Origin of the sequence: Streptomyces sp. NPDC001544 (genome assembly GCF_042894285.1) — a bacterium.
Lineage (GTDB): Bacteria > Actinomycetota > Actinomycetes > Streptomycetales > Streptomycetaceae > Streptomyces.
On the sequence record NZ_JBIAVN010000021.1, the window covers coordinates 113459 to 133805 of the forward strand.

The window sequence follows — 20347 nt, forward strand, 5'->3', positions numbered from 1 at the left end:
ACCCGCTCTGCAGAGCCGTCAAAACCGTCCGCACCGGCCCTGACTAGCCCCATCCGGCCACTGAGAACCACCCGAAAAGACAGTGCGGAGGAGATGAACCGAGCGCGTGGACAACGCGTCATGAACCTGTGAGAAGCGGTGCTGCGAAATACCTGCGGATTGACGCCCGGAGGGCAACACTGGGTTCCGACCGACTTATGACCACGGGGGGCGGACATGACCACGACAGAGCGAGAGATCCCACCCATGTGCCAGCACCAGCCACCGTGCCCGACAGCCGAATCCCCCGACCGGGAGTCCGCCCGCCTCGTGGCGCACCACCCGGAGCAGGGCTGGAGCCTGCTGTGCAACGGCGTTCTGCTCTTCGAGGACACCGGTGAGCTCCTGCCCGACGGCCAGATCGTCGCCCCGCACCGGGCTCTGGACAGCAGCAGGGTGATGACGGTCGCCTAGACACACATGAGGGGCCGGCTCGCACCACGAGGTGCGCACCGGCCCCGACGCGTGTCCGGGGACGACTACCGAACGTGTCCGTCCGTCACCCGAGCGCTTCGCGCAGCGCCTCGTAGGCGGGCTTCGGCTTCAGCTGCTCGTCCCACGGCAGGGCGGCCCCCTCGCCCGGGAAGACCGCCGGGATCCACGAGTACTTGTCGGTGTAGTCCCACACCGTCACCCCCACGCAACGGCGCACGGCGAGGCAGGCCTCGGTCAGATTCCGGTACCAGGTCGCCTGCTCGGCCAGCTTGGCGTCGGTCGCGGGCAGTTGCATACGGACGTCGACCTCGGTGAGGGCGGTGTCCAGCCCCAGGCGGGAGAAGCGGCGCAGGTTGTCCTCCAGGGTGGTGGGATAGCCGTACTGGAGGGCCAGGTGGGCCTGGAAGCCGATGCCGTTCAGCGGCACGCCCTGCTTCCTGAGGTCCTTGGCCAGCGCGTAGTAGGCGTCGCTCTTCGGGCCGGTCGCCTCGATGTTGTAGTCGTTGAGGTACAGCTTGGCGTGCGGGTCGGCCTGGTGGGCCCAGCGCAGCGCGTCGGCGATGTAGCCGGGGCCGAGCGTCTTGTACCAGAGGGTCTCGCGGTAGGTGCCGTCCTCGTTGAAGGCCTCGTTGACGACGTCCCAGGAGTAGACCTTGCCCCGGTAGTGGCGGACCTCGGCGAAGATGTGCTTTTTCAGGACGGCCCGCAGCTCCGTGGCGGTCCATTCACGCGAGGTGAGCCAGTCGGGCAGCTGGCTGTGCCAGACCAGGGTGTGCGCGCGAATGCGCTGGTGGTTCTTGCGGGCGAGTGCGACGATCTCGTCGCCGTTCGTCCAGTCGAAGACGCCCTGCTGGGGCTCGGTGGCGTACCACTTCATGCCGTTCCCCGGCGTGATCGTGTCGAACTCCGTGCCGAGGATCTTCGTGTACGCGCTGTCGGTCAGCTCGGGGTTGTCGGTGGCGCTGCCGAAGTAGCGCCCGTGGCGGTGGGCGAGTTCGGCGAGCGTGGGCTGCCGTCCCTGCGCCTGGGCGGCGGGGCCGGTGGCGACGCCCGCGGCCACCAGGACGGCGGCGAGGGCGCCGGCGAGTCTGAGACGCGTACTGGACCTGGGCATGGTGCGACTCCTCACGGTCGGGTGCGGGTGGGGTCGTACTCGGGTGCGGACGGGGCCGTACACCCGTCGGCGCGGGTCATCCCTTCGTCGCGCCGGCGGTCAGGCCGCCGACGAGCTGGCGCTCGGCGACGGAGTAGAAGGCGAGTGCGGGGACCATCGCCAGGACCAGGTAGGCGAAGACACGGGCGTACTCCGCCGAGTACTGGCCCTGGAACTGCGCGACGCCGAGCGGCAGCGTCCACCACTTCGAGTCGGTGAACACCAGCAGCGGCAGCATGAAGTTGTTCCAGCTGGTGACGACGGCCAGCACCGACACCGTGCCGAGCGCGGGCCGCGCCATGGGCAGCAGCACCCGCCAGAAGAACCCGAAGGCGCTGCACCCGTCGAGCGTGGCCGCCTCCTCCAGCTCACCGGGGATCTGCCGGAAGAAACCGCGCAGGATGATGATGGTCGTCGGCAGACCGAAGGCGGCCTGCGGGAGGATCACGCCGAGCGGGTTGTCCAGCAGACTGAGGTAGCGCAGCAGCAGGAAGAGGGGAAGCGCGGCGACCGCGAAGGGGAACATCAGCCCCATCGTGAAGAAGGTGAACAGCAACTCCCGCCCGCGGAAGGCGAACCGCGCGAAGGAGAAGGCCGCCAGCGCGGATGCGGCGACCACGAGCACCGTCGTCGCCACCGCGACCAGCGTGCTGTTGCCCACCAGCCGCCAGAAGTCGCCCGAGCCGAGGATGTCCGTGTAGTTGCCGGTCAGCCAGTGCTCGGGCAGGCCGAAGGGATTGCGGGAGAGCTCGGCGGTGGACTTGAAGCCGGACAGGACGGCGTACAGCAGGGGTACGACCATCATCGCGCCGACCGCGACGAGCACCAGGTGCAGCGGCAGTTCGCGTACGGCCTTGGTCCTGCGGGTCACTTGCCGTCCCCCCTCATCGTCGTGGTGGCCCCTTCGAGGTCGCGGCGGAGCACGAACCGCTGGTAGACGACGGCGAAGACGAGGCAGATGCCGAACATGACCACGCTGATCGCGCTGGCGTAGCCGACCTGATAGCGCTTGAAGCCGTACTGGAACATGGTCACGGCCAGCGTCTCGGAGTGGTGGTCCGGCCCGCCCTGGGTGATCACCCAGACCAGGTCGAAGAGCTGGATCGCCCCGATGACGGACAGGAAGACGCTGATGCGCAGAGTGGGCGCGAGCAGCGGCAGGGTGACGTTGCGGAACCGCTGCCAGGGGCTCGCGCCGTCGATCAGCGCCGCCTCGGTCAGCTCGGGCGGGATCGCCTGCATTCCGGCGAGGTAGAGCATCATGTGGAAGCCGAAGAACTTCCAGGTCATGACGAGGAACAGGGTCGCCATGACGTAGGAGGGGTCGGCGAACCACTCTCCGCCGACGCCGCCCAGCCCGATGGCGCCCAGGAGGTGGTCGGCGAGCCCGTCGTCCGGGGCGAAGACCATGCTGAACAGCACGCCGGTGATCGCCTCGGACAGGACGTAGGGCGCGAAGAACAGCATCCGGTACACGGCCCGCCCGCGCAGCCGCTGGTTGAGCGCGACGGCCATGGCGAGCGCGAACGGCAGTTGCAGCGCGAGGGACAGGACCACCAGGAGCAGACAGCGCCACAGGTCGCCCAGGAAGACGTCGTCCTGGAAGAGCTGGGTGAAGTTGTCCGTGCCGATGTAGTCGGAGGGCATGCCGAAGCCGCCCCAGCGGAAGAAGGCGGCGTACAGCGCGAACAGCATCGGCAGCAGCACCAGCCCCATGAACAGCACCAGCGCGGGCACCTGGAAGGCGACCGCGGTGAGCCAGTTCAGCAGGCGCCGGCGCGCCCGTCCCCGGGCCGACGCCGCCGCCGGGGCGGAGAGGGCGACACCGGGGTCCGTTCGCTTGTCCGGGAGGAAGGTCGAGGTCATCGCCGGCTACTACGCTTCCTTCGCGGCCTTGGTGATCGACTGGGCCACCTGCTCGGGTGACTTCGAGCCGGCGATCAGCGCGGCGACGCTGTCGTTGACCTCCTGGCCGACGGACGGGGCGTACGCCTGGTCGAGGTAGAGCTGGAAGCCGGTGGCACCCTTCAACTGGGCCTGTACCGCCTTGGTGTTGGGGTCGGAGAGCGCCTTCTCGGCGCCGGGGACCACCGGGAGGGTGTTGGTCTTCTTCACGAGTTCCAGGTCGGTGGTCTCGGAGGCGAAGAACTTCAGGAAGTCGACGGCCGCCTGCGGGGCACCCTTGCGCAGGGCGTGCCCGCCGCCACCGCCGAACACCTCGGTGATCGCGCCCTTTCCGCCCTCTACGGCGGGGAAGGGGAAGAAGCCGAGGTTCGAGCCGAGGCCCTTGCCCGAGTCGGCCTCGACGACCGGGGCCCACTGTCCCATGAGTTCCATGGCCGCCTTGCCGTTGCCCACGGCGGCCGCCTGGCCGGTCGGGGTGGAGTACCCGGCACCCAGGAACCCCTTCTGGAACGGCTGGAGCTGGACCAGGTCCTTGAGGTGCTGTCCGGCCTGGACGATCCCGGGGTCGCTGAAGTCCTTGGCCTCGTCGGCCTTCTTCAGCGCGTCGATCCCGGCCGTGCGCATGGCGAGGTAGGCCCAGTAGTACATCTCGGGCCACTTCTCCTTGCCGGCCACGGCTATCGGCGTGATGTTCTTCGCCTTCAGCTTTCGCACGGCGTCGAGGAAGCCGCTCCAGGTGGTGGGTGGGGTGCTGATCCCGGCCTGCTTGAAGAGCGCCTTGTTGTACCAGAAGCCGATCATGCCGATGTCGAACGGGATGCCGTACAGCTTGTCGTCGATGAGGTACGGCTGCTTGGCGACGGACAGCATCCCGTCGGCCCAGGGCTTGGTCCGGTCGCTGAGGTCCTCGACGAGCCCGGCGTCTACCTGCTGCTTGAGCACGCCGCCGCCCCAGGTGTGGAAGATGTCCGGCAGCTTCCCGGAGGCGATCAGCGCCGTCATCTTCGATTTGTAGGCGTCGTTCTCCAACTGGACGATCTTTACCTTGACCTTGGGGTTCTGCGCCTCGAACTTCTTGGCCAGACCGGCCCAGACCGTCTTCGTCGGCTGGGTGGTGGAGATGTTCCACCACTCGATCGTGGTCGTGCCGTTCGACGACCCCCCGCCCGAGTCGCCGCCGCAGCCGCTCAGTGCCGTCATGCCCAGACCGGCCGCGGCGGAGGCCGCCAGGAAGCCGCGGCGAGAGAGTGCCGGGTCGCCCATGATGCGCTCCTTCTCTTCGAAACTTTCGGAACTATGCCGGAAAGCTGCGCCGCACCCTAGGGACCTCTCTTGCCGGGTGGCAACCCTTCGTACGACGCTTGTGCGGCGAAATCGGCATCCCCTGGCCGGAAGTGCCACCGCGGTCCGTGCACTTGCACACGGTGGTGAGCCGAAACATTCGGCGATATCACCGAACGTTCCGAACCGCGACTCTAGAAAGGCCGCTCAGAGGCGTCAAGGTGTCGCGCATCAGGTAGCGGGCGGGTGGTCGCACCAGTCGAAGACGGGAGGGTCCTGGCGGGGCCCGTACCAACTCCTTCGGATCCGCGCCCTATCGTGACCGGCATGCAGTCCTACACGATCGGCCAGGCAGCACGACTGCTCGGCGTGAGCCCGGACACCGCCCGCCGCTGGGCGGACGCGGGCCGGGTGGCGACCCACCGCGACGAGGCGGGGCGACGGCTCGTCGACGGCAAGGACCTGGCCGCGTTCTCCGTGGAACTCGCCAAGACGGGCGGCAACGACGAGGACCCAGCCGGGCCCCGGACCTCAGTGCGCAACGCCTTCCCCGGCATCGTCACCGCGATCAAGCTCGGCGACGTCGCCGCACAGGTGGAGATCCAGGCCGGCCCCCACCGGCTCGTCTCCCTCCTCACCCGGGAGGCCGTCGAGGAGCTGGGCCTGGAGGTCGGCATGGAGGCCACCGCACGGGTGAAGTCGACGAATGTACATATCGACCGCATCTGATCGAGCCGAGGACGGCCAGGGCGACGCAAACCCGCGCATACCCTCCCTGAAGCCGCACGCGCACTACGGTGATGAGCCATGACCCTGAGCATCCGCAACCAGCTCCCCGGCACCGTCACCGCCGTCCACCCCGGCGACGTCATGGCCGCGGTCAAGATCCGCCTGGACGGTGGCCAGGACCTCACGGCGGCGATCACTTCGGAGGCCGTCGAGCAGCTGGCCCTGGTCCCGGGTGTCTCCGTCCGCGCTCTGGTGAAGTCGACGGAGGTCTCCCTGGCCACCAGCCGGGTCGACGGCCTCTCGATCCGCAACAGGCTCGCCGGAACGATCACCCACCTGGAGCTCGGCGAGGTCATGGCGTCCGTCAAGGTCACCGTGGACGGCGGCAGGATCACCGCGGCGATCACGAAGGAGGCCGCCATCGACCTCGGCCTCTTCGTGGGCTCCGACGTGGTCGCCCTGATCAAGTCGACCGAGGTGTCGCTGGCGACGGCGTGAACGCGAAGGGGCCCCGCCCGGACACGGACGGGGCCCCACACGCTCTCTCAGTCCTCGTAGGCGTCCAGCGGCGGGCAGGAGCAGACCAGGTTCCGGTCACCGAAGGCCTGGTCGATGCGGCGCACCGGCGGCCAGTACTTGTCGGCGGTCGAGGCCCCGGCCGGGAACACGGCCTCTGCCCGGCTGTAGGCCTGGTCCCACTCGCCGCTCAGCGCGCCGGCGGTGTGCGGGGCGTTCCGCAGCGGGTTGTCCTCGGCGGGCCACTCGCCCGTGCCGACCTTCTCGATCTCCGCGCGGATCGCGATCATCGCCTCGCAGAACCGGTCCAGTTCGGCCAGGTCCTCCGACTCGGTCGGCTCGATCATCAGCGTGCCGGCCACCGGGAAGGACATCGTCGGCGCGTGGAAGCCGTAGTCGATGAGCCGCTTGGCCACGTCGTCCACGGACACTCCGGTCGCCTTGGTCAGCGGCCGCAGGTCGATGATGCACTCGTGCGCGACCAGGCCGCCCGGGCCGGTGTAGAGCACCGGGTAGTGCGGCTCGAGGCGCTTGGCGATGTAGTTGGCGGACAGCACGGCCACCTGGGTGGCCCGCTTGAGGCCCTCACCGCCCATCAGACGGACGTACGCCCACGAGATCGGCAGGATGCCCGCCGAGCCCCAGGGCGCGGCCGAGATCGGGCCGACGCCCGTCTCGGGGCCCGCCGCCGGCTGGAGCGGGTGGTTCGGCAGGTACGGCGCCAGGTGCTCGCGCACGGCCACCGGGCCGACGCCGGGACCGCCGCCGCCGTGCGGGATGCAGAACGTCTTGTGCAGGTTGAGGTGCGAGACGTCACCGCCGAAGTGACCCGGCTTGGCGAGACCCACCAGCGCGTTGAGGTTGGCGCCGTCGACGTACACCTGGCCGCCGGCCTCGTGGACCTGTGCGCAGATGTCGGCGACGTGCTCCTCGAACACGCCGTGCGTCGAGGGGTAGGTGATCATGAGCACGGCCAGCTCGTCGCGGTACTGCTCGATCTTCGCGCGCAGGTCCTCGACGTCGATCTCACCGTCCTCGGCGGTCTTGACGACGACGACCTTCATGCCGGCCATCACGGCGCTGGCGGCGTTGGTGCCGTGCGCGGAGGACGGGATGAGGCAGACGGTCCGCTGGTCGTCGCCGTTGGCGCGGTGGTAGCCGCGCACGGCGAGCAGGCCTGCGAACTCGCCCTGCGAACCGGCGTTCGGCTGCAGCGAGACCTTGTCGTACCCGGTGACCTCGGCGAGACGTTCCTCCAGCTCACGGATGAGCGTGAGATAGCCCTGTGCCTGCTCCGCGGGGGCGAAGGGGTGCAGCTGCCCGAACTCCGGCCAGGTGACGGGCTCCATCTCGGTGGTCGCGTTGAGCTTCATGGTGCAGGAGCCCAGCGGGATCATGCCGCGGTCGAGCGCGTAGTCCCGGTCGGCCAGCCGGCGCAGGTAGCGCAGCATCGCCGTCTCGGAACGGTGCTGGTGGAAGACCGGGTGGGTGAGGTATTCGTCGGTGCGCAGCAGGGCCTCGGGCAGCGCGTCCCCGGTGGCCGCGTCCAGTGCCTCGATGTCCGCATCCGTCCCGAAAGCCGACCAGACGGCGGCCAGCCGGTCCCGGGTCGTGGTCTCGTCGCAGGCGGCCGAGACATGGTCGGCGTCGACGAGCCGCAGGTTGACCCCGTTCTCCCGGGCCGCGGCCACCACCTCGGCGGCCTTGCCCGGCACGCGCGCGGTGACCGTGTCGAAGAACGCGCCGTGCACGACCTCGACCCCGGCCGCCCGCAGGCCCGCGGCCAGGAGGGTGGCGTAGCGGTGGGTGCGCCGTGCGATGCTCCGCAGGCCCTCGGGGCCGTGGTAGACGGCGTACATACCTGCCATGACGGCGAGCAGCACCTGAGCGGTGCAGATGTTGCTGGTGGCCTTCTCCCGGCGGATGTGCTGCTCACGGGTCTGCAGCGCCAGCCGGTAGGCCTTGTTCCCGTCCGCGTCGACGGACACGCCCACAAGGCGGCCGGGCAGGCTGCGGGCGAACTTCTCGTGCACCGCCATGTAACCGGCGTGCGGGCCGCCGAAGCCCATCGGCACACCGAAGCGCTGGGTCGTACCGACCGCGATGTCCGCGCCGAGCTCGCCCGGCGAGGTCAGCAGGGTGAGCGCCAGCAGGTCGGCGGCGACGGTGACGAGCGCTCCGAGCCCGTGGGCCTGCTCGATGACGGGCCTGATGTCGCGTACGGCCCCGGAGGCGCCCGGGTACTGGATCAGCACGCCGTTGATCTCACGCTCGGCGACCTCGGCCGGGATGCCCTCGCTGAGGTCGGCCACGACGACCTCCACGCCGCTCGGTTCGGCGCGGGTCCGGATCACGGCGACGGTCTGCGGCAGCGCGTCGGCGTCGACCAGGAAGAGGCCCTTCTTGTTCCTGCCCATGCGCCGGGAGAGCGCCATCGCCTCGGCCGCGGCGGTGCCCTCGTCGAGCAGCGAGGCGCCGGAGGTCGGCAGTCCGGTGAGCTCGGCGACCATCGTCTGGAAGTTCAGCAGGGCTTCGAGGCGTCCCTGGGAGATCTCCGGCTGGTACGGCGTGTAGGCCGTGTACCAGGCCGGGTTCTCCATGACGTTGCGCAGGATCACGGGCGGTGTGAAAGTCCCGTAGTAGCCCAGCCCGATCATCGAGCCGAGGACCTGGTTGCGGTCGGCGAGGGATCGCAGTTCGGCTAGCACCTCGGCCTCGGTGCGGGCGCCGGGCAGGTCCAGGGCGTCGGCGTTCTTGATCACGTCCGGTACCGCGGCGGCGGTCAGTTCGCCGAGTGAGCCGTAGCCGACGTGCGCGAGCATCTTGGCCCGCGCCTCCTGGTCGGGCCCGATGTGGCGGTGCTCGAACGGAATGCCCTGTTCGAGCTCGGAGAGCGGAGTGCGGTGGGCGGTCATTGCGGAGGCCTCCTGGTCTGACGCGACCTTCGAGGGGCACCCCGGTACGGATACCCCGACGGCCTCCCCCTCTGTCATCTCGACCTGAGAGCTTCACCGGGTCGCCCGAAGGCCCCGGCTTTCACCGTCGGTGAGAGCGGAAGCCGTCGCGACCGCCCTGCTTTCCAGAGTGACCTCGTCCGTGCGGTACGTGGGCCTGAGAGATTCCGGGGAGGAGTTGCTCCTTCGGCGCCTCCGATGGTGTCCGGAGGACTCTCCCGCACAGGGTCAGCAGCCGCTTGCCAGCCTACCAGCGAGGTCAACGTGTGAGCCTCGAGTGGCCGCCTTCCTGAATGTGCTCTTTTGTAGTGCTAACGGATGAGTTGCGACCAAGAGGAGGGACCGTGCGAACCGATATCGATCCGCGCCACCTGATCGGCCGCAAGGCGTTCGACCGGAACGGCCACAAGATCGGCACGATCGACGAGGTCTACCTCGACGACGCGACCGGCGAGCCGGAGTGGGCGGCCATACGCACCGGCCTGTTCTCCAGGGACGCCTTCGTCCCTCTGGAGCCCAGCGAGCTGATCGACGGCGCCCTGCAGGTCCCCTTCGACCGGTCCCTCATCAAAGACGCGCCCGACTTCGGCGTCGGCCGCCATCTCTCCCCGGAGCAGGAGCTCCAGCTGTACCACCACTACGGCCTCGACGTGAGCCCCTCTCCCCCGCTCCCGGACCACGACTTCGGGGATCTCGCGGGCACGGACGAGACGGCGGGACCGACGTAGCGCACCGGGCCCCCGCTAGGGGCCGCTCGCGGCGCCTCGGGCCTCCTCGTCCCGCGCACCGTCTCCGAGGCCGCTGACGGCTGCCCCGGCGGTCAGCGGGAGCGGGTCCGCCGGTTCCAGAGCCGGATCCTCGACCCGGAACGTCCGCACCCGGCCGGGCTCCGAGTCGGGGGTCTCGAAGCGCACGGTGACCCGCCCGAGGCCGCTGCCCTGCACCCAGCCGTGGCCGAACTCGGTGTGCCGTATGTCGTGCCCCGCGGGCCAGCGCCGTTCGGCCGGCGACGGCTGGTGCTCGGCGGATTCGGTCGCCACCTCCTCCGCCGCCGTCTCCGTCAGCTCGCCCGCCGCCTGCGCGAACAGGTCCTCCTGGGTGTAATCGGCGAGCCCGGAGACCCCCACGCCGAGCAGTCGTACGCCGCCGGTCGTGTCGACGGAGTCCAGCAGCCGGGCCGCCGCCTCCCGGATCACCGCCGGATCGTCCGTGGGCCCGCGCAGGGTCTCGGACCGGGTCAGCGTCGAGAAGTCGTACCGCCGGACCTTCAGCACGATGGTCCGTCCGGACAGCCCGGCCCCGCGCAGCCGCCGCACGCACCGGTCGGCCAGCCGCTGCACCTCCAGCCCGACCCGGACCCGGTCGTGGATGTCCACGTCATAGGTGTCCTCGACCGACACCGACTTGGCCTCCCGCTCCGCCACGACAGGGCGTTCGTCGCGTGCCAGCGCCATGGCGTACAGGGCGTGGCCGTGCGCCTTCCCCAGCAGCCGTACGAGCTCGTCCTCGCCCGCCTCGGCGAGTTCGTCGACCGTGGTGATGCCGGCGCGTCGCAGATGGTCCCCGGTCGCCGGACCCACCCCGGGCAGCGTGCGCACCGGCATGGGCCCGAGCATCGCCCGCTCCGTGCCCGGCTCGATCAGTACCAGCCCGTCCGGCTTGGCCTGCTCGGAGGCGATCTTCGCGAGCATCTTGGAGGCGGCGAGTCCCACCGACCCCGTGAGTCCCGTGACGGCCCGGATGTCCGCGCGCAGCCTCGCCCCCGCCAGCCGCGCCGACTGCTCGTCCCAGGCCGTTCCGCCGGCCTCCAGGTCCACGAACGCCTCGTCGAGGCTGAGCGGCTCCACGAGCGGGGACAGCGCCCGCAGCAACGCCATCACCTGTTCACTGATCGAGCGGTACAGCCCGAAGCGCGGAACGAGGTAGGCCGCGTTCGGAGCGAGCCGACGCGCCTGTGCCATCGGCATCGCCGAATGGACTCCGAACACCCGTGCCTCGTACGACGCGGTGGCGACCACTCCGCGCGGCCCGAGCCCACCCACGACGACGGCCTTGCCGCGCAGGCTCGGCTTGGACGCCTGCTCCACCGAGGCGAAGAAGGCATCCATGTCGAGATGCAGGATCGTGGGCGCGTTTCTCACATCTCCGATGCTGCACCACGCCACTGACAACGCCCCGCCGGCCGGCGCACCGGTGGCAGCGCACCCCTCGCCGCCGGACGGCGGCCGGGTGGTTCAGACCGCCCGGTTGCGCCGCCGCGCCAGCTCGTCCGCGGGGTTCTGGCCGACCAGGGTCTCACCGGTGTCGATGCGCTCCCCGTGCAGTTGGGAGAGCGCGCTTTCCACGTCTCGCCACACCACTCCCACGGCGATCCCGAAGATCCCCTGACCGCCCTGCAAGAGGGCGTGGACCTCGTCGGGGGAGGTGCATTCGTACACCGTGGCGCCGTCGCTCATCAGCGTCATGCGCTCCAGGTCACTGAAGCCGCGTTCCCTGAGGTGCTGGACGGCGGTGCGGATGTTCTGCAGTGAGACACCGGTGTCCAGAAAACGCTTCACGATCTTGAGGACGACCACGTCGCGGAAGCTGTACAGACGCTGCGTGCCCGACCCGTAGGCCGGCCGTACGCTCGGCTCGACCAGACCGGTTCGGGCCCAGTAGTCGAGTTGCCGGTAAGTGATCCCGGCGGCCGCGCAGGCCGTCGGTCCGCGGTAGCCGATCTGTTCGGACGCCATGGACGTCGCCCCTCCGCCGTTCGGCACGGCTGTCGGCCGCTGCGGGACGGGATCTGCCGCGCCGGCATGAGGGGGGTACCCCCTGCCCGTGCGGAGCCGAGCGCTGGGGGAAGGGTACGGACCGCTCTCCCCGAAACCGCGTCCGGGGGCACCCCCAGCCGTACCGTCGCCGCTGCTTCTCACGCCGACCTCCGTCCTTGACCTGCCTTCTCGACGGTAGGCAGTCACCAGGGGTGCGTCAACGATCGCCACACTCGGCACGCCGAGTGATAATCACCCTAAGAGTGGTTTCCCGTGCCCCACCGCGGGGAAAGGCTAGCCGAATGCGCTGGCGGGGAACGTCAGGACGCTCTCGTCGGCCCTGGGCGGACGCCGCCGCAACGGCGGTCACACGCCGTCAAGGAGCCGGTCACGGGCCGCGTGTCCGCCACCGGCCGCCCACCGCTCTCACTGGCTGCTGGTGCCGAAGTCCTCGGGCGAGATCTGGTCGAGGAACTCGCGGAACTTCTCCACCTCGTCCTCCTGCTCGTCCGGAATCGCGATCCCCGCGTCGTCGAGCACCGTGTCACTGCCGTAGATCGGCGTTCCGGTGCGCAGGGCCAACGCTATGGCGTCGGACGGGCGGGCGCTCACCTCGACGCCGCTGGCGAAGACCAGCTCCGCGTAGAAGACGCCCTCACGCAGGTCCGTGATGCGTACTTCGGTGAGCTCCTGACCGACGGCCTCCAGCACGTCCTTGAACAGGTCGTGGGTCAGCGGTCGTGCGGGGGCCATGCCCTGCTGGGCGAAGGCGATCGCCGTGGCCTCCCCCGGTCCGATCCAGATGGGGAGGTACCGGTCGCCGCCCACTTCACGCAGGAGCACGATCGGTTGGTTGGAGGGCATTTCCACCCGGACACCTACGACATCGAGCTCGTTCACACAGCAACCCTAGGCCGTGCCCGGGACGTTTGGGTAGTCGGGCCGGGAACGGGTGCCCGATCCGGCCTCCGCACACCAGTACCACTCAAGGCAGCCGCACCCCGAGCGCGGTCTGCACCAGAGCCGCGTGCAGCCTCACCGTGAGCGCTGCCAGCTCCTTCGTACGGGCCTCCGCATGCGCCCTGGTCTGCGGATTCCGGTGGCGCTTGAGCGGGGCCACCACCTGGTCCACCAGCCCGGCCTCACGGTCGGCGGCGGCCTTCATCACCCGCAGATGGCGCGGCTCGATACCGAACCGGCCCAGTTCCGCCACCAGGGAGGCCACGGTGACGGCCTCCGCGTCGTACACCCCGCCCTCCAGCGGGGTGAGGAGTCCGTACGACTCCCACTCCTCCAGGTCGCCTTCGTCGATCCCGGCCGCCGCCAGCAGCTCGGCCCGCCCGATCCGGGCCGCTGTGGGCCCCTCGGCGGGCTCGAGCACGGACTCTCCGTCGCGCTGGCGCCCGACGACCGGCAACTGCACGGCCTCGCCGCGCTCCATCGCGTCCAGGTGCTCCCTGATCACCTTGAGCGGCAGATAGTGGTCCCGCTGCATCCTCAGGACGTGACCGAGGCGCTCCACGTCCCCGGCGCTGAACTTCCGGTACCCCGAGGGAGTGCGCTGCGGCTCGACCAGCCCTTCCGACTCCAGGAACCGAATCTTGGAGATCGTGACCTCGGGGAACTCGTCACGCAGCGCGTTCAGCACCGTGCCGATGCTCATCAGCCCACTGTCCGTGGCGGCGGTGCCGTGCCCGGCACCGCCGCTCGGTGTTCGAAGCATGGACCTTCCCTGGGGGTTCCCCCGGACGGCGTCCGGGGGATGGTCAGATGCCCTGCCGGCTCGCGTAGAACACCAGCCGGTACTTGCCGATCTGCACTTCGTCGCCGTTCGACAGGGCGACCTGGTCGATCCGCTCCCGGTTGACGTACGTACCGTTCAGGCTGCCCACGTCGGCCACCGTGAAGGAGCCGTCCGGGGAGCGTCGGAACTCCACGTGGCGGCGCGAGACCGTGACGTCGTCCAGGAAGATGTCGCTCTGCGGATGACGTCCGGCCGTGGTCAGCTCACTGTCCAGCAGGAAGCGGCTGCCCGAGTTCGGCCCACGGCGCACCACCAGCAGCGCCGAGCCCAGCGGCAGCGCGTCGACGGCCGCCTGCGCCTCCGGGGAGAGCATCGGCGTCTGGCCGGTCACCTCGGCGTCGTAGGCCTCGAGGCCCGAGATGGAGATCGTGGACGTCGTCTCGGACGGACGCTCCGGCACGGCCCCGGGGCGCAGCGGCGCGCCGCAGTTGGAACAGAAGCGGGCGTTGTCCGCGTTGCGGTTTCCGCACCTCGTACACACCACTGCCGACATGGACGGATCCTCCTGCCCCGCCGGAGCGCTGGACGCGTACGGGCCGGAGGCAAACCCTCCACCCGTACCTGAGGTTGACGGTTGCCCGAAACCTATGCCGCCGGACTGGGCAGGGTCAACAGACGGCGCGCCCTGACCTCCGGAAATGCCACCACCCGGACCAGCGACCTGGTCACGGAACAGCGGGCGCTGACCCTCTGCGTCAGGCTGTGCGCGATGGCGGGCGGTCGCGTTGTCGCTGCCCTCTCGCGCGCTCTTGCCGAACAACTTCGCAAACAACTTCACGGGCGATTCCCCTTGACCGAAACAGACCCGCCCGTGGGGCAGGACGAACCCTGATTGCCTACACCGGCCGACCCGGACACCCTCACAACGTCCGTGGCCACCAGACAGTTTCCACCACGCACCACCCCTTCGGTACGCCGACCCCCCGCAACCTCATGCCCCTGTCCGACGTCCCCCATGCACTCTCGGTTCACTAGGAGGACGACCGAGCGTAGTCAGGCTGCTTCGCCGGTCGCAAGGCATCCACGACGATCTTGCTCGATCGGTCGACGGTCACGGTGGCCTGCTCCTTCTCGAGAGTCTGCACCACGCCTCCGGGGATGTTGAGGGCCGGTTCAAGGTCCTGCGGCTTGCCGATGACCTTGAAACGATAGGGGGAGTTGATCTTGTTCCCGTCGACGCTCACACTCTTGCCGGAGTCGGTGAGGTACGTCCCGGCGACGACCCGCACACCGTTCACCTCGATCGCCTCCGCGCCGGCCGCGCGCAGTTCCTGGATCGCGTCGAGCAGCATGTCTGCCTGGACCGTCCCCTTCGTGTCGTCGATCGTCATCGTGATGCCGGGACCCTCGGCCGCCACGGTGCCCGCGAGGATACCGAGTTGCTTCTCCTTCTCGGCGGTCTGCCTGCGCGCCTCCGCGGCCTGGTCGGAGCTGCTCTGCAGCTCCTGCCGCTGCTTCTCCAGTCCCTGCTTCTCGTCCTCAAGACGCTGAGTACGGTCATCCAGTTCATCGAGGATGCGAACGAGATCCTCCTGACGGGCGCCGCGCAGGGCGCTGTCACTGTCGCTGTTCGACGCCACCTGCACGGCCAGCCCGAAGCCCAGACCGAACAACAGCACCGCCACGATCAGTTGGGCCCGGCTGACGCGCGGCGGCCACAACCCCTGGACCAGGCGCTGCCGACCGGTCAGGGCCTGCTGGGGCCGCTGCTCGGCGGCCTCCTCGGGCTCGGGGGCCGAAGCCGGCACCTCCGCGGGCACTTCGGCGGGCACCTCTGCGGGCAGTTCCTTGCGCAGCCCCTTCTCCGGCTGCTCGTCCTGGTTGCTCATCGCCGTCACGCCCGGAACACGTGCCGCCGGATCGCCGCGGCGTTGGAGAAGATGCGGATACCGAGGACCACAACGACACCGGTGGACAACTGCGCGCCCACGCCCAGCTTGTCGCCCAGGAACACGATCAGCGCGGCCACGACCACGTTGGACAGGAACGACACCACGAAGACCTTGTCGTCGAAGATGCCGTCGAGCATGGCCCGCAGGCCGCCGAAGACGGCGTCGAGCGCCGCGACGACGGCGATCGGCAGATAAGGCTCGACGACCGCCGGAACCTCAGGACGGACCAACAGGCCGGCCACGACTCCCACGACAAGGCCCAGTACGGCGATCACGATGTGCCCTTCTCAGTGCTCGGCTGTGCTGTACGTACGATCACACTCGGTGCTGCGGGCAACCGGACGTCGCTCTCGGTGGAGATGGCGGTCCGGATGCCGTAGTTCTGTTCCAGGGCGTGCAGATACAGCCCGTCGGCGCTGTCCTGGAACCTGGTGCTCAGCTTCTTTCCGTCCCCCACCGCCAGGACCGTGTAGGGCGGCACCAGCGGCTTGTTGTCGACCAGTATCGCGTCCCCCGCGGCCCTGATCGCCGACAGGACGGTCAGCCGCTGCCCGTTGATGGAGATCGCCTCCGCGCCCGAGGCCCACAACCCGTTCACCACGCGCTGCATGTCGCGGTCCCGTACCCGGCCGGTGTCGGAGAACCCCGAGGTCTCGCGGGGATTGCCCGCCTGGCCGCTCGAGGCTTCCTTGGCGTCGTTCACCACGAGCTTGACGCCGGGCCCGTGCACGGCCGTGGCACCCGACAGGACGCCCACGAGATCCGCCTGCCCGCTGCCGCCGCTCTTCTTCAGCGCCGCCCGCTGGCGGGCGCTCACGTCGTCGCGCAGCTTGTCCACGTCGCCCTCGAGCTTGTCCGCCGACGACGTCTCGCTGTCGATGCGGTTGATCAGCTCCTGGCGCTCCTTGGCGACCACGGGCGCCGCCACATGCGCCTGTGCCGCGCCCACCGTCACCACGAGCGCGGCGAGGACCAGGCCGGCGGCGAGGCCCAGCTTGGCCCGCAGCGTCTTCGGTACGCCGCCGGCCTCCCCGTGGGCCTTCCGCCGGGCCGCGGCCTCGGCGTACCCGTCGTCCAGGCTGTGGTCCATGACGTTGGTGATCAACGACATGGAGGCATCCGGACGCGCGGGCCGCGAGGGTGTGCTCCGAACGGGGGATTGCTGCGGCATGCCGCACATCGTCGCATGTCGCGACCAGTACCTCCGAACGGCCCCTGTGGCGTGCCGGACAGGCCCCCTTGGGGAACACCTGTCCGGCACGCGCGCGTGCGGCGGTCTTTACCTTCCGGCGCTGTCCACGACGGCCGACCACTCATCGAGCAGGGCCTGCGCGGAGGCGTCGTCCGGCCCTTCCGCCCACAGGTGGGTGACCGCCTCGGCCGGGTCGGGCAGCACCATCACCCAGCGCCCGTCGGTCTCCACGACCCGTACGCCGTCGGTGGTGTCCACATAGCGGTCTCCGGCGGCCTCGACGACGCGCCGCATGACGAGCCCCTTGACGGCCCACGGGGTCGCCAGGTCCCGCTTCAGGACGTGCGCACGCGGGATACGGGCGTCGATCTGGCTGAGGGTGAGCTGCGTCCGCGCCACGAGCCCGATCAGCCGCACGAAGGCCGCCGTACCGTCGTAGACGCTGCTGAACTCGGGGACGATGAACCCGCCCTTGCCGTCACCGCCGAAGATGGCCCCTTCCTCGCCTCCCACGCGGGTGAGGTCGTCGGGGGACGTGGTGGTCCACTCCACCTGGGTGCCGTGGTAGGCGGCGACCTGCTCGGCGATCCTGGTCGTGGTGACCGGGAGCGCGACACGGCCGCTGCGCCGCTCGGCGGCGACGAGGTCCAGCATCACGAGCAGTGCCCGGTCGTCCTCGATGATCCGGCCCTTCTCGTCGACGAGCGACAGCCGCTCGCCCACCGGGTCGAACCGGACCCCGAACGCCGCCCCTGAGGACGCCACGATCTCTCCGAGGCGCTTCAGCCCGGACCGCCGCACCTCGCCGGTCTCCGTCGGCCTGGACTCGTCGAGGCCCGGGTTGATGGTCAGCGAGTCCACACCGAGCTTGCCGAGCAGGCTGGGCAGGACGAGCCCGGCACTGCCGTTCGAGGCGTCCACGACCACCTTGAGGCCCGATTCGGCGATCCCCGTGGTGTCGACGTTGCGCAGCAACGATCCCGTGTACGAGTCGAAGACGCTCGCCGGGAAGTGCAGATCACCGATCTCGCCCGGGAACGCCCGCCGGTACTCCTGCCGCGCGAACACCCGGTCCAGCTTTCGCTGGCTTCCTTGGGAGAGGTCCGCCCCGTTGCCGTCGAAGAACATGATGTCGACGGAGTCCGGCACACCGGGCGAGGTACGGATCATGATGCCGCCGGCGCTGCCCCGCGCGGTCTGCTGCCGGGCCACGGGCAGCGGTACGTTCTCCAGGTCGCGTACGTCGATGGCGCTGGCCTGGAGCGCGGAGATCACGGCCCGCTTGAGCGCACGGGCACCGCGGGAGTGGTCACGGGCCGTGGTGACGGTGGAGCCCTTCTTGAGGGTGGTGGCGTAGGCGCCGGCCAGCCGCACCGCGAGTTCGGGCGTGATCTCCACGTTCAGGATGCCGGTGACACCGCGGGCTCCGAAGAGGTGCGCCTGGCCCCTGGACTCCCAGATGACCGAGGTGTTGACGAAGGCACCGGCCTCGATGGTCTTGAACGGGTAGACCCGCACGTTGCCCTGGACGATCGATTCCTCACCGATCAGGCACTCGTCACCGATGACCGCGCCGTCCTCGATCCGGGCCGCACGCATGATGTCGGTGTTCTTCCCGACGACACAGCCCCGCAGATTGCTGTGCTGCCCGACGTAGACGTTGTCGTGCACGACGGCCTTGTGCAGGAAGGCACCGCTCTTCACGACCACGTTCGATCCGACGACGGTGTGCTCGCGGATTTCCGCGCCGGCCTCGACCTTGGCGTAGTCGCCGATGTAGAGCGGCCCCCGGAGCACGGCATCGGGGTGTACCTCGGCGCCCTCGGCCACCCATACGCCCGGGGAGATCTCGAACCCGTCGATGTCGACGTCGACCTTGCCCTCGAGGACGTCGGCCTGCGCCTTGACGTAGCTCTCGTGGGTACCGACGTCCTCCCAGTAGCCTTCGGCGACGAAGCCGTAGATCGGCTTGCCGTCCTTCATGAGCTGCGGGAAGACATCACCGGACCAGTCGACGGGGACGTCGGGCTCGACGTAGTCGAAGACCTCGGGCTCCATCACGTAGATGCCCGTGTTCACGGTGTCCGAGAAGACCTGTCCCCAGGTCGGCTTCTCAAGGAACCGCTCGACCTTGCCTTCCTCGTCGACGATGGTGATGCCGAACTCCAGCGGATTGGGCACCCGCGTCAGACAGACGGTGACCAGCGCGCCCTTTTCCTTGTGGAAATTGATCAGCTCGGTGAGGTCGAAGTCGGTCAGGGCATCGCCGGAGATGACAAGGAAGGCATCGTCCTTCAACGCCTCTTCGGCGTTCTTGACGCTTCCGGCGGTACCGAGTGGCTTCTCCTCATTGGCATACGTGAGCTCCATTCCGAGCTCCTCGCCGTCACCGAAGTAGTTCTTGACGAGCGATGCCAGGAACTGCACGGTAACAACGGTCTCGCTGAGCCCATGCCTTTTGAGCAGCCGTAGCACGTGCTCCATGATCGGGCGGTTCGCCACGGGCAGGAGCGGCTTGGGCATGCTCGAGGTCATAGGGCGAAGGCGAGTGCCTTCGCCACCGGCCATCACGACGGCCTTCATGTCGGAAGCGTCCTCCTCTAAGAGACGACGGTCCAGCCCGACTTCACCCGTCCAGATTGTCCCGCACTTTTCCGCCGCGGGCCATCTCAAGCCACTACGTCCGGACAATCGGCGGGTTCAACCGGCCACGGCGTCCGCGCGAACCAGGCGTCGGACTTGGACCACGTAGAGCACTCCTGCCCACCAATAGAGGGTTGTACCCCATCCTGCGAACGCCCATCCGAAAATAGCAGCGAGTGACGAGATCCATCCGCTTCCGTCACTGAGCAACAACAGGGGGAAGGCATACATCAGGTTGAAGGTCGCCGCCTTGCCCAGGAAGTTCACCTGTGGTGGCGGATAGCCGTGCCGCCTGAGGATGCCCACCATCACCAGGAGAACCAGCTCTCGCGCAAGGAGTACCGCGGTCAGCCACGCCGGCAGGATCTCACGCCAGGTGAGCCCCAGCAGCGTCGAGAGGACGTAGAGGCGGTCGGCCGCGGGATCGAGCAGCCGGCCGAGGCTGCTGATCTGGTTCCAGCGCCGCGCGAGCTTGCCGTCCAGGTAGTCACTGATCCCGCTCAGCGCCAGTACGAGCAGCGCCCAGCCGTCGCTCTTGGGCCCCCCGAACTCGGGCCTGAGGATCAACCACAGGAAGAGCGGTACGCCGAGGAGCCGCGCCATGCTGAGGATGTTCGGGATGGTGAGGACCCGGTCTGTCTGGACGCGGGTCTCCTGGACCTCCACCCGGGGGCCTCCTGTGCGAAATGTGCCGACGATGCTCCCTGACCTTACCCCAACGCAAAAAAGCTCCGGCTCTTGGGCTGGTGCCCAAGAGCCGGAGCTTCAAAAGGAGTTCGGCGGTGTCCTACTCTCCCACAGGGTCCCCCCTGCAGTACCATCGGCGCTGTGAGGCTTAGCTTCCGGGTTCGGAATGTAACCGGGCGTTTCCCTCACGCTATGACCACCGAAACACTATGAAACAGACAACCGAACCATGTGTGGCACATGGGGCTGTTCGTGGTTTCAGAACCAACACAGTGGACGCGAGCAACTGAGGACAAGCCCTCGGCCTATTAGTACCGGTCACCTCCACCAGTTACCTGGCTTCCAGATCCGGCCTATCAAC

General features: G+C 69.0%; 18 protein-coding genes, 1 rRNA gene, 1 pseudogene and 1 riboswitch. Of the genes and pseudogenes, 4 read left to right on the forward strand and 16 right to left on the reverse strand.

Features of this window, described 5'->3' with window-relative positions; translation table 11 throughout:
* Window positions 1-246 precede the first annotated feature (246 nt).
* Entirely contained in the window at window positions 247-453 is a 207-nt protein-coding gene (locus tag ACFY0F_RS35020; RefSeq protein ID WP_388803778.1) for a DUF5999 family protein, read from the forward strand.
* Between the two features lie 85 nt (window positions 454-538).
* Here the strand turns inward: ACFY0F_RS35020 and ACFY0F_RS35025 are convergent, their stop codons facing one another.
* The 4 genes from ACFY0F_RS35025 to ACFY0F_RS35040 all read right to left on the reverse strand — a co-directional run bounded on the left by ACFY0F_RS35025 (window position 539) and on the right by ACFY0F_RS35040 (window position 4795).
* Window positions 539-1588 carry an endo-1,4-beta-xylanase gene (locus tag ACFY0F_RS35025; RefSeq protein ID WP_388803719.1) on the reverse strand — a complete coding sequence of 350 codons (1050 nt, stop codon included), beginning with the start codon at window positions 1586-1588 and terminating at the stop codon, window positions 539-541.
* Between the two features lie 76 nt (window positions 1589-1664).
* Window positions 1665-2432, reverse strand: a complete 768-nt coding sequence (locus tag ACFY0F_RS35030) for a carbohydrate ABC transporter permease (protein WP_388803781.1) — start codon at window positions 2430-2432, stop codon at window positions 1665-1667.
* 62 nt (window positions 2433-2494) lie between these two features.
* Window positions 2495-3493 carry a carbohydrate ABC transporter permease gene (locus ACFY0F_RS35035; RefSeq protein WP_388803722.1) on the reverse strand — a complete coding sequence of 333 codons (999 nt, stop codon included), beginning with the start codon at window positions 3491-3493 and terminating at the stop codon, window positions 2495-2497.
* Window positions 3494-3502: 9 nt separating this feature from the next.
* Complete coding sequence (locus tag ACFY0F_RS35040; RefSeq protein ID WP_388803725.1) at window positions 3503-4795, reverse strand: extracellular solute-binding protein; 1293 nt, start codon at window positions 4793-4795, stop codon at window positions 3503-3505.
* 345 nt (window positions 4796-5140) lie between these two features.
* On the opposite strand from ACFY0F_RS35040, the gene ACFY0F_RS35045 reads away from it, so the two are divergent.
* Both ACFY0F_RS35045 and ACFY0F_RS35050 read left to right on the forward strand, forming a co-directional pair.
* Window positions 5141-5542, forward strand: coding sequence for a molybdopterin-binding protein (locus ACFY0F_RS35045; protein ID WP_388803728.1), 402 nt, complete (start codon window positions 5141-5143; stop codon window positions 5540-5542).
* A gap of 78 nt (window positions 5543-5620) precedes the next feature.
* Window positions 5621-6040 (forward strand): molybdopterin-binding protein, encoded by a 420-nt coding sequence (locus ACFY0F_RS35050; RefSeq protein ID WP_388803731.1) that lies wholly within the window; start codon window positions 5621-5623, stop codon window positions 6038-6040.
* Window positions 6041-6087: 47 nt separating this feature from the next.
* Here ACFY0F_RS35050 and gcvP read toward each other — a convergent pair whose 3' ends face one another.
* Complete coding sequence (gene gcvP / locus ACFY0F_RS35055) at window positions 6088-8973, reverse strand: aminomethyl-transferring glycine dehydrogenase (protein ID WP_388803734.1); 2886 nt, start codon at window positions 8971-8973, stop codon at window positions 6088-6090.
* Window positions 8974-9147: 174 nt separating this feature from the next.
* Window positions 9148-9243, reverse strand: a riboswitch (glycine riboswitch).
* 113 nt (window positions 9244-9356) lie between these two features.
* Between gcvP and ACFY0F_RS35060 the strand changes: the two genes are divergently transcribed.
* Window positions 9357-9740: a PRC-barrel domain-containing protein gene (locus ACFY0F_RS35060; protein ID WP_388803737.1), complete on the forward strand. Its 384-nt coding sequence runs from the start codon at window positions 9357-9359 to the stop codon at window positions 9738-9740.
* Here ACFY0F_RS35060 and ACFY0F_RS35065 read toward each other — a convergent pair.
* The 11 genes and pseudogenes from ACFY0F_RS35065 to rrf all read right to left on the reverse strand — a co-directional run bounded on the left by ACFY0F_RS35065 (window position 9650) and on the right by rrf (window position 20190).
* Window positions 9650-11153: pseudogene (locus tag ACFY0F_RS35065) on the reverse strand (DNA polymerase IV). The gene ACFY0F_RS35060 and the pseudogene ACFY0F_RS35065 sit on opposite strands and share 91 nt — an antisense overlap.
* Window positions 11154-11246: 93 nt before the next feature.
* Complete coding sequence (locus tag ACFY0F_RS35070) at window positions 11247-11930, reverse strand: MerR family transcriptional regulator (protein ID WP_388803740.1); 684 nt, start codon at window positions 11928-11930, stop codon at window positions 11247-11249.
* 264 nt (window positions 11931-12194) lie between these two features.
* Entirely contained in the window at window positions 12195-12668 is a 474-nt protein-coding gene (locus ACFY0F_RS35075) for a bifunctional nuclease family protein (RefSeq protein WP_026253112.1), read from the reverse strand.
* Between the two features lie 85 nt (window positions 12669-12753).
* Complete coding sequence (locus tag ACFY0F_RS35080; protein ID WP_388803745.1) at window positions 12754-13491, reverse strand: MerR family transcriptional regulator; 738 nt, start codon at window positions 13489-13491, stop codon at window positions 12754-12756.
* A 43-nt stretch (window positions 13492-13534) separates the two neighbouring features.
* Window positions 13535-14350 carry an FHA domain-containing protein gene (locus ACFY0F_RS35085; RefSeq protein ID WP_388803748.1) on the reverse strand — a complete coding sequence of 272 codons (816 nt, stop codon included), beginning with the start codon at window positions 14348-14350 and terminating at the stop codon, window positions 13535-13537.
* A 193-nt stretch (window positions 14351-14543) separates the two neighbouring features.
* Complete coding sequence (locus ACFY0F_RS35090) at window positions 14544-15401, reverse strand: DUF881 domain-containing protein (RefSeq protein ID WP_388803751.1); 858 nt, start codon at window positions 15399-15401, stop codon at window positions 14544-14546.
* A gap of 5 nt (window positions 15402-15406) precedes the next feature.
* Window positions 15407-15739, reverse strand: coding sequence for a small basic family protein (locus ACFY0F_RS35095; RefSeq protein ID WP_003988855.1), 333 nt, complete (start codon window positions 15737-15739; stop codon window positions 15407-15409).
* A complete protein-coding gene (locus tag ACFY0F_RS35100) occupies window positions 15736-16575 on the reverse strand; it encodes a DUF881 domain-containing protein (RefSeq protein ID WP_388803754.1) in 840 nt (279 codons plus the stop codon). The genes ACFY0F_RS35095 and ACFY0F_RS35100 overlap by 4 nt, the downstream gene beginning before the upstream one ends.
* Window positions 16576-16743: 168 nt before the next feature.
* On the reverse strand, window positions 16744-19239 hold the full coding sequence (locus ACFY0F_RS35105; protein WP_388803757.1) for a sugar phosphate nucleotidyltransferase: 2496 nt from the start codon (window positions 19237-19239) through the stop codon (window positions 16744-16746).
* Window positions 19240-19356: 117 nt separating this feature from the next.
* Window positions 19357-19965, reverse strand: a complete 609-nt coding sequence (locus tag ACFY0F_RS35110; RefSeq protein ID WP_388803760.1) for a CDP-alcohol phosphatidyltransferase family protein — start codon at window positions 19963-19965, stop codon at window positions 19357-19359.
* A 108-nt stretch (window positions 19966-20073) separates the two neighbouring features.
* Window positions 20074-20190, reverse strand: a 5S ribosomal RNA gene (rrf, locus tag ACFY0F_RS35115).
* Window positions 20191-20347: the final 157 nt, after the last annotated feature.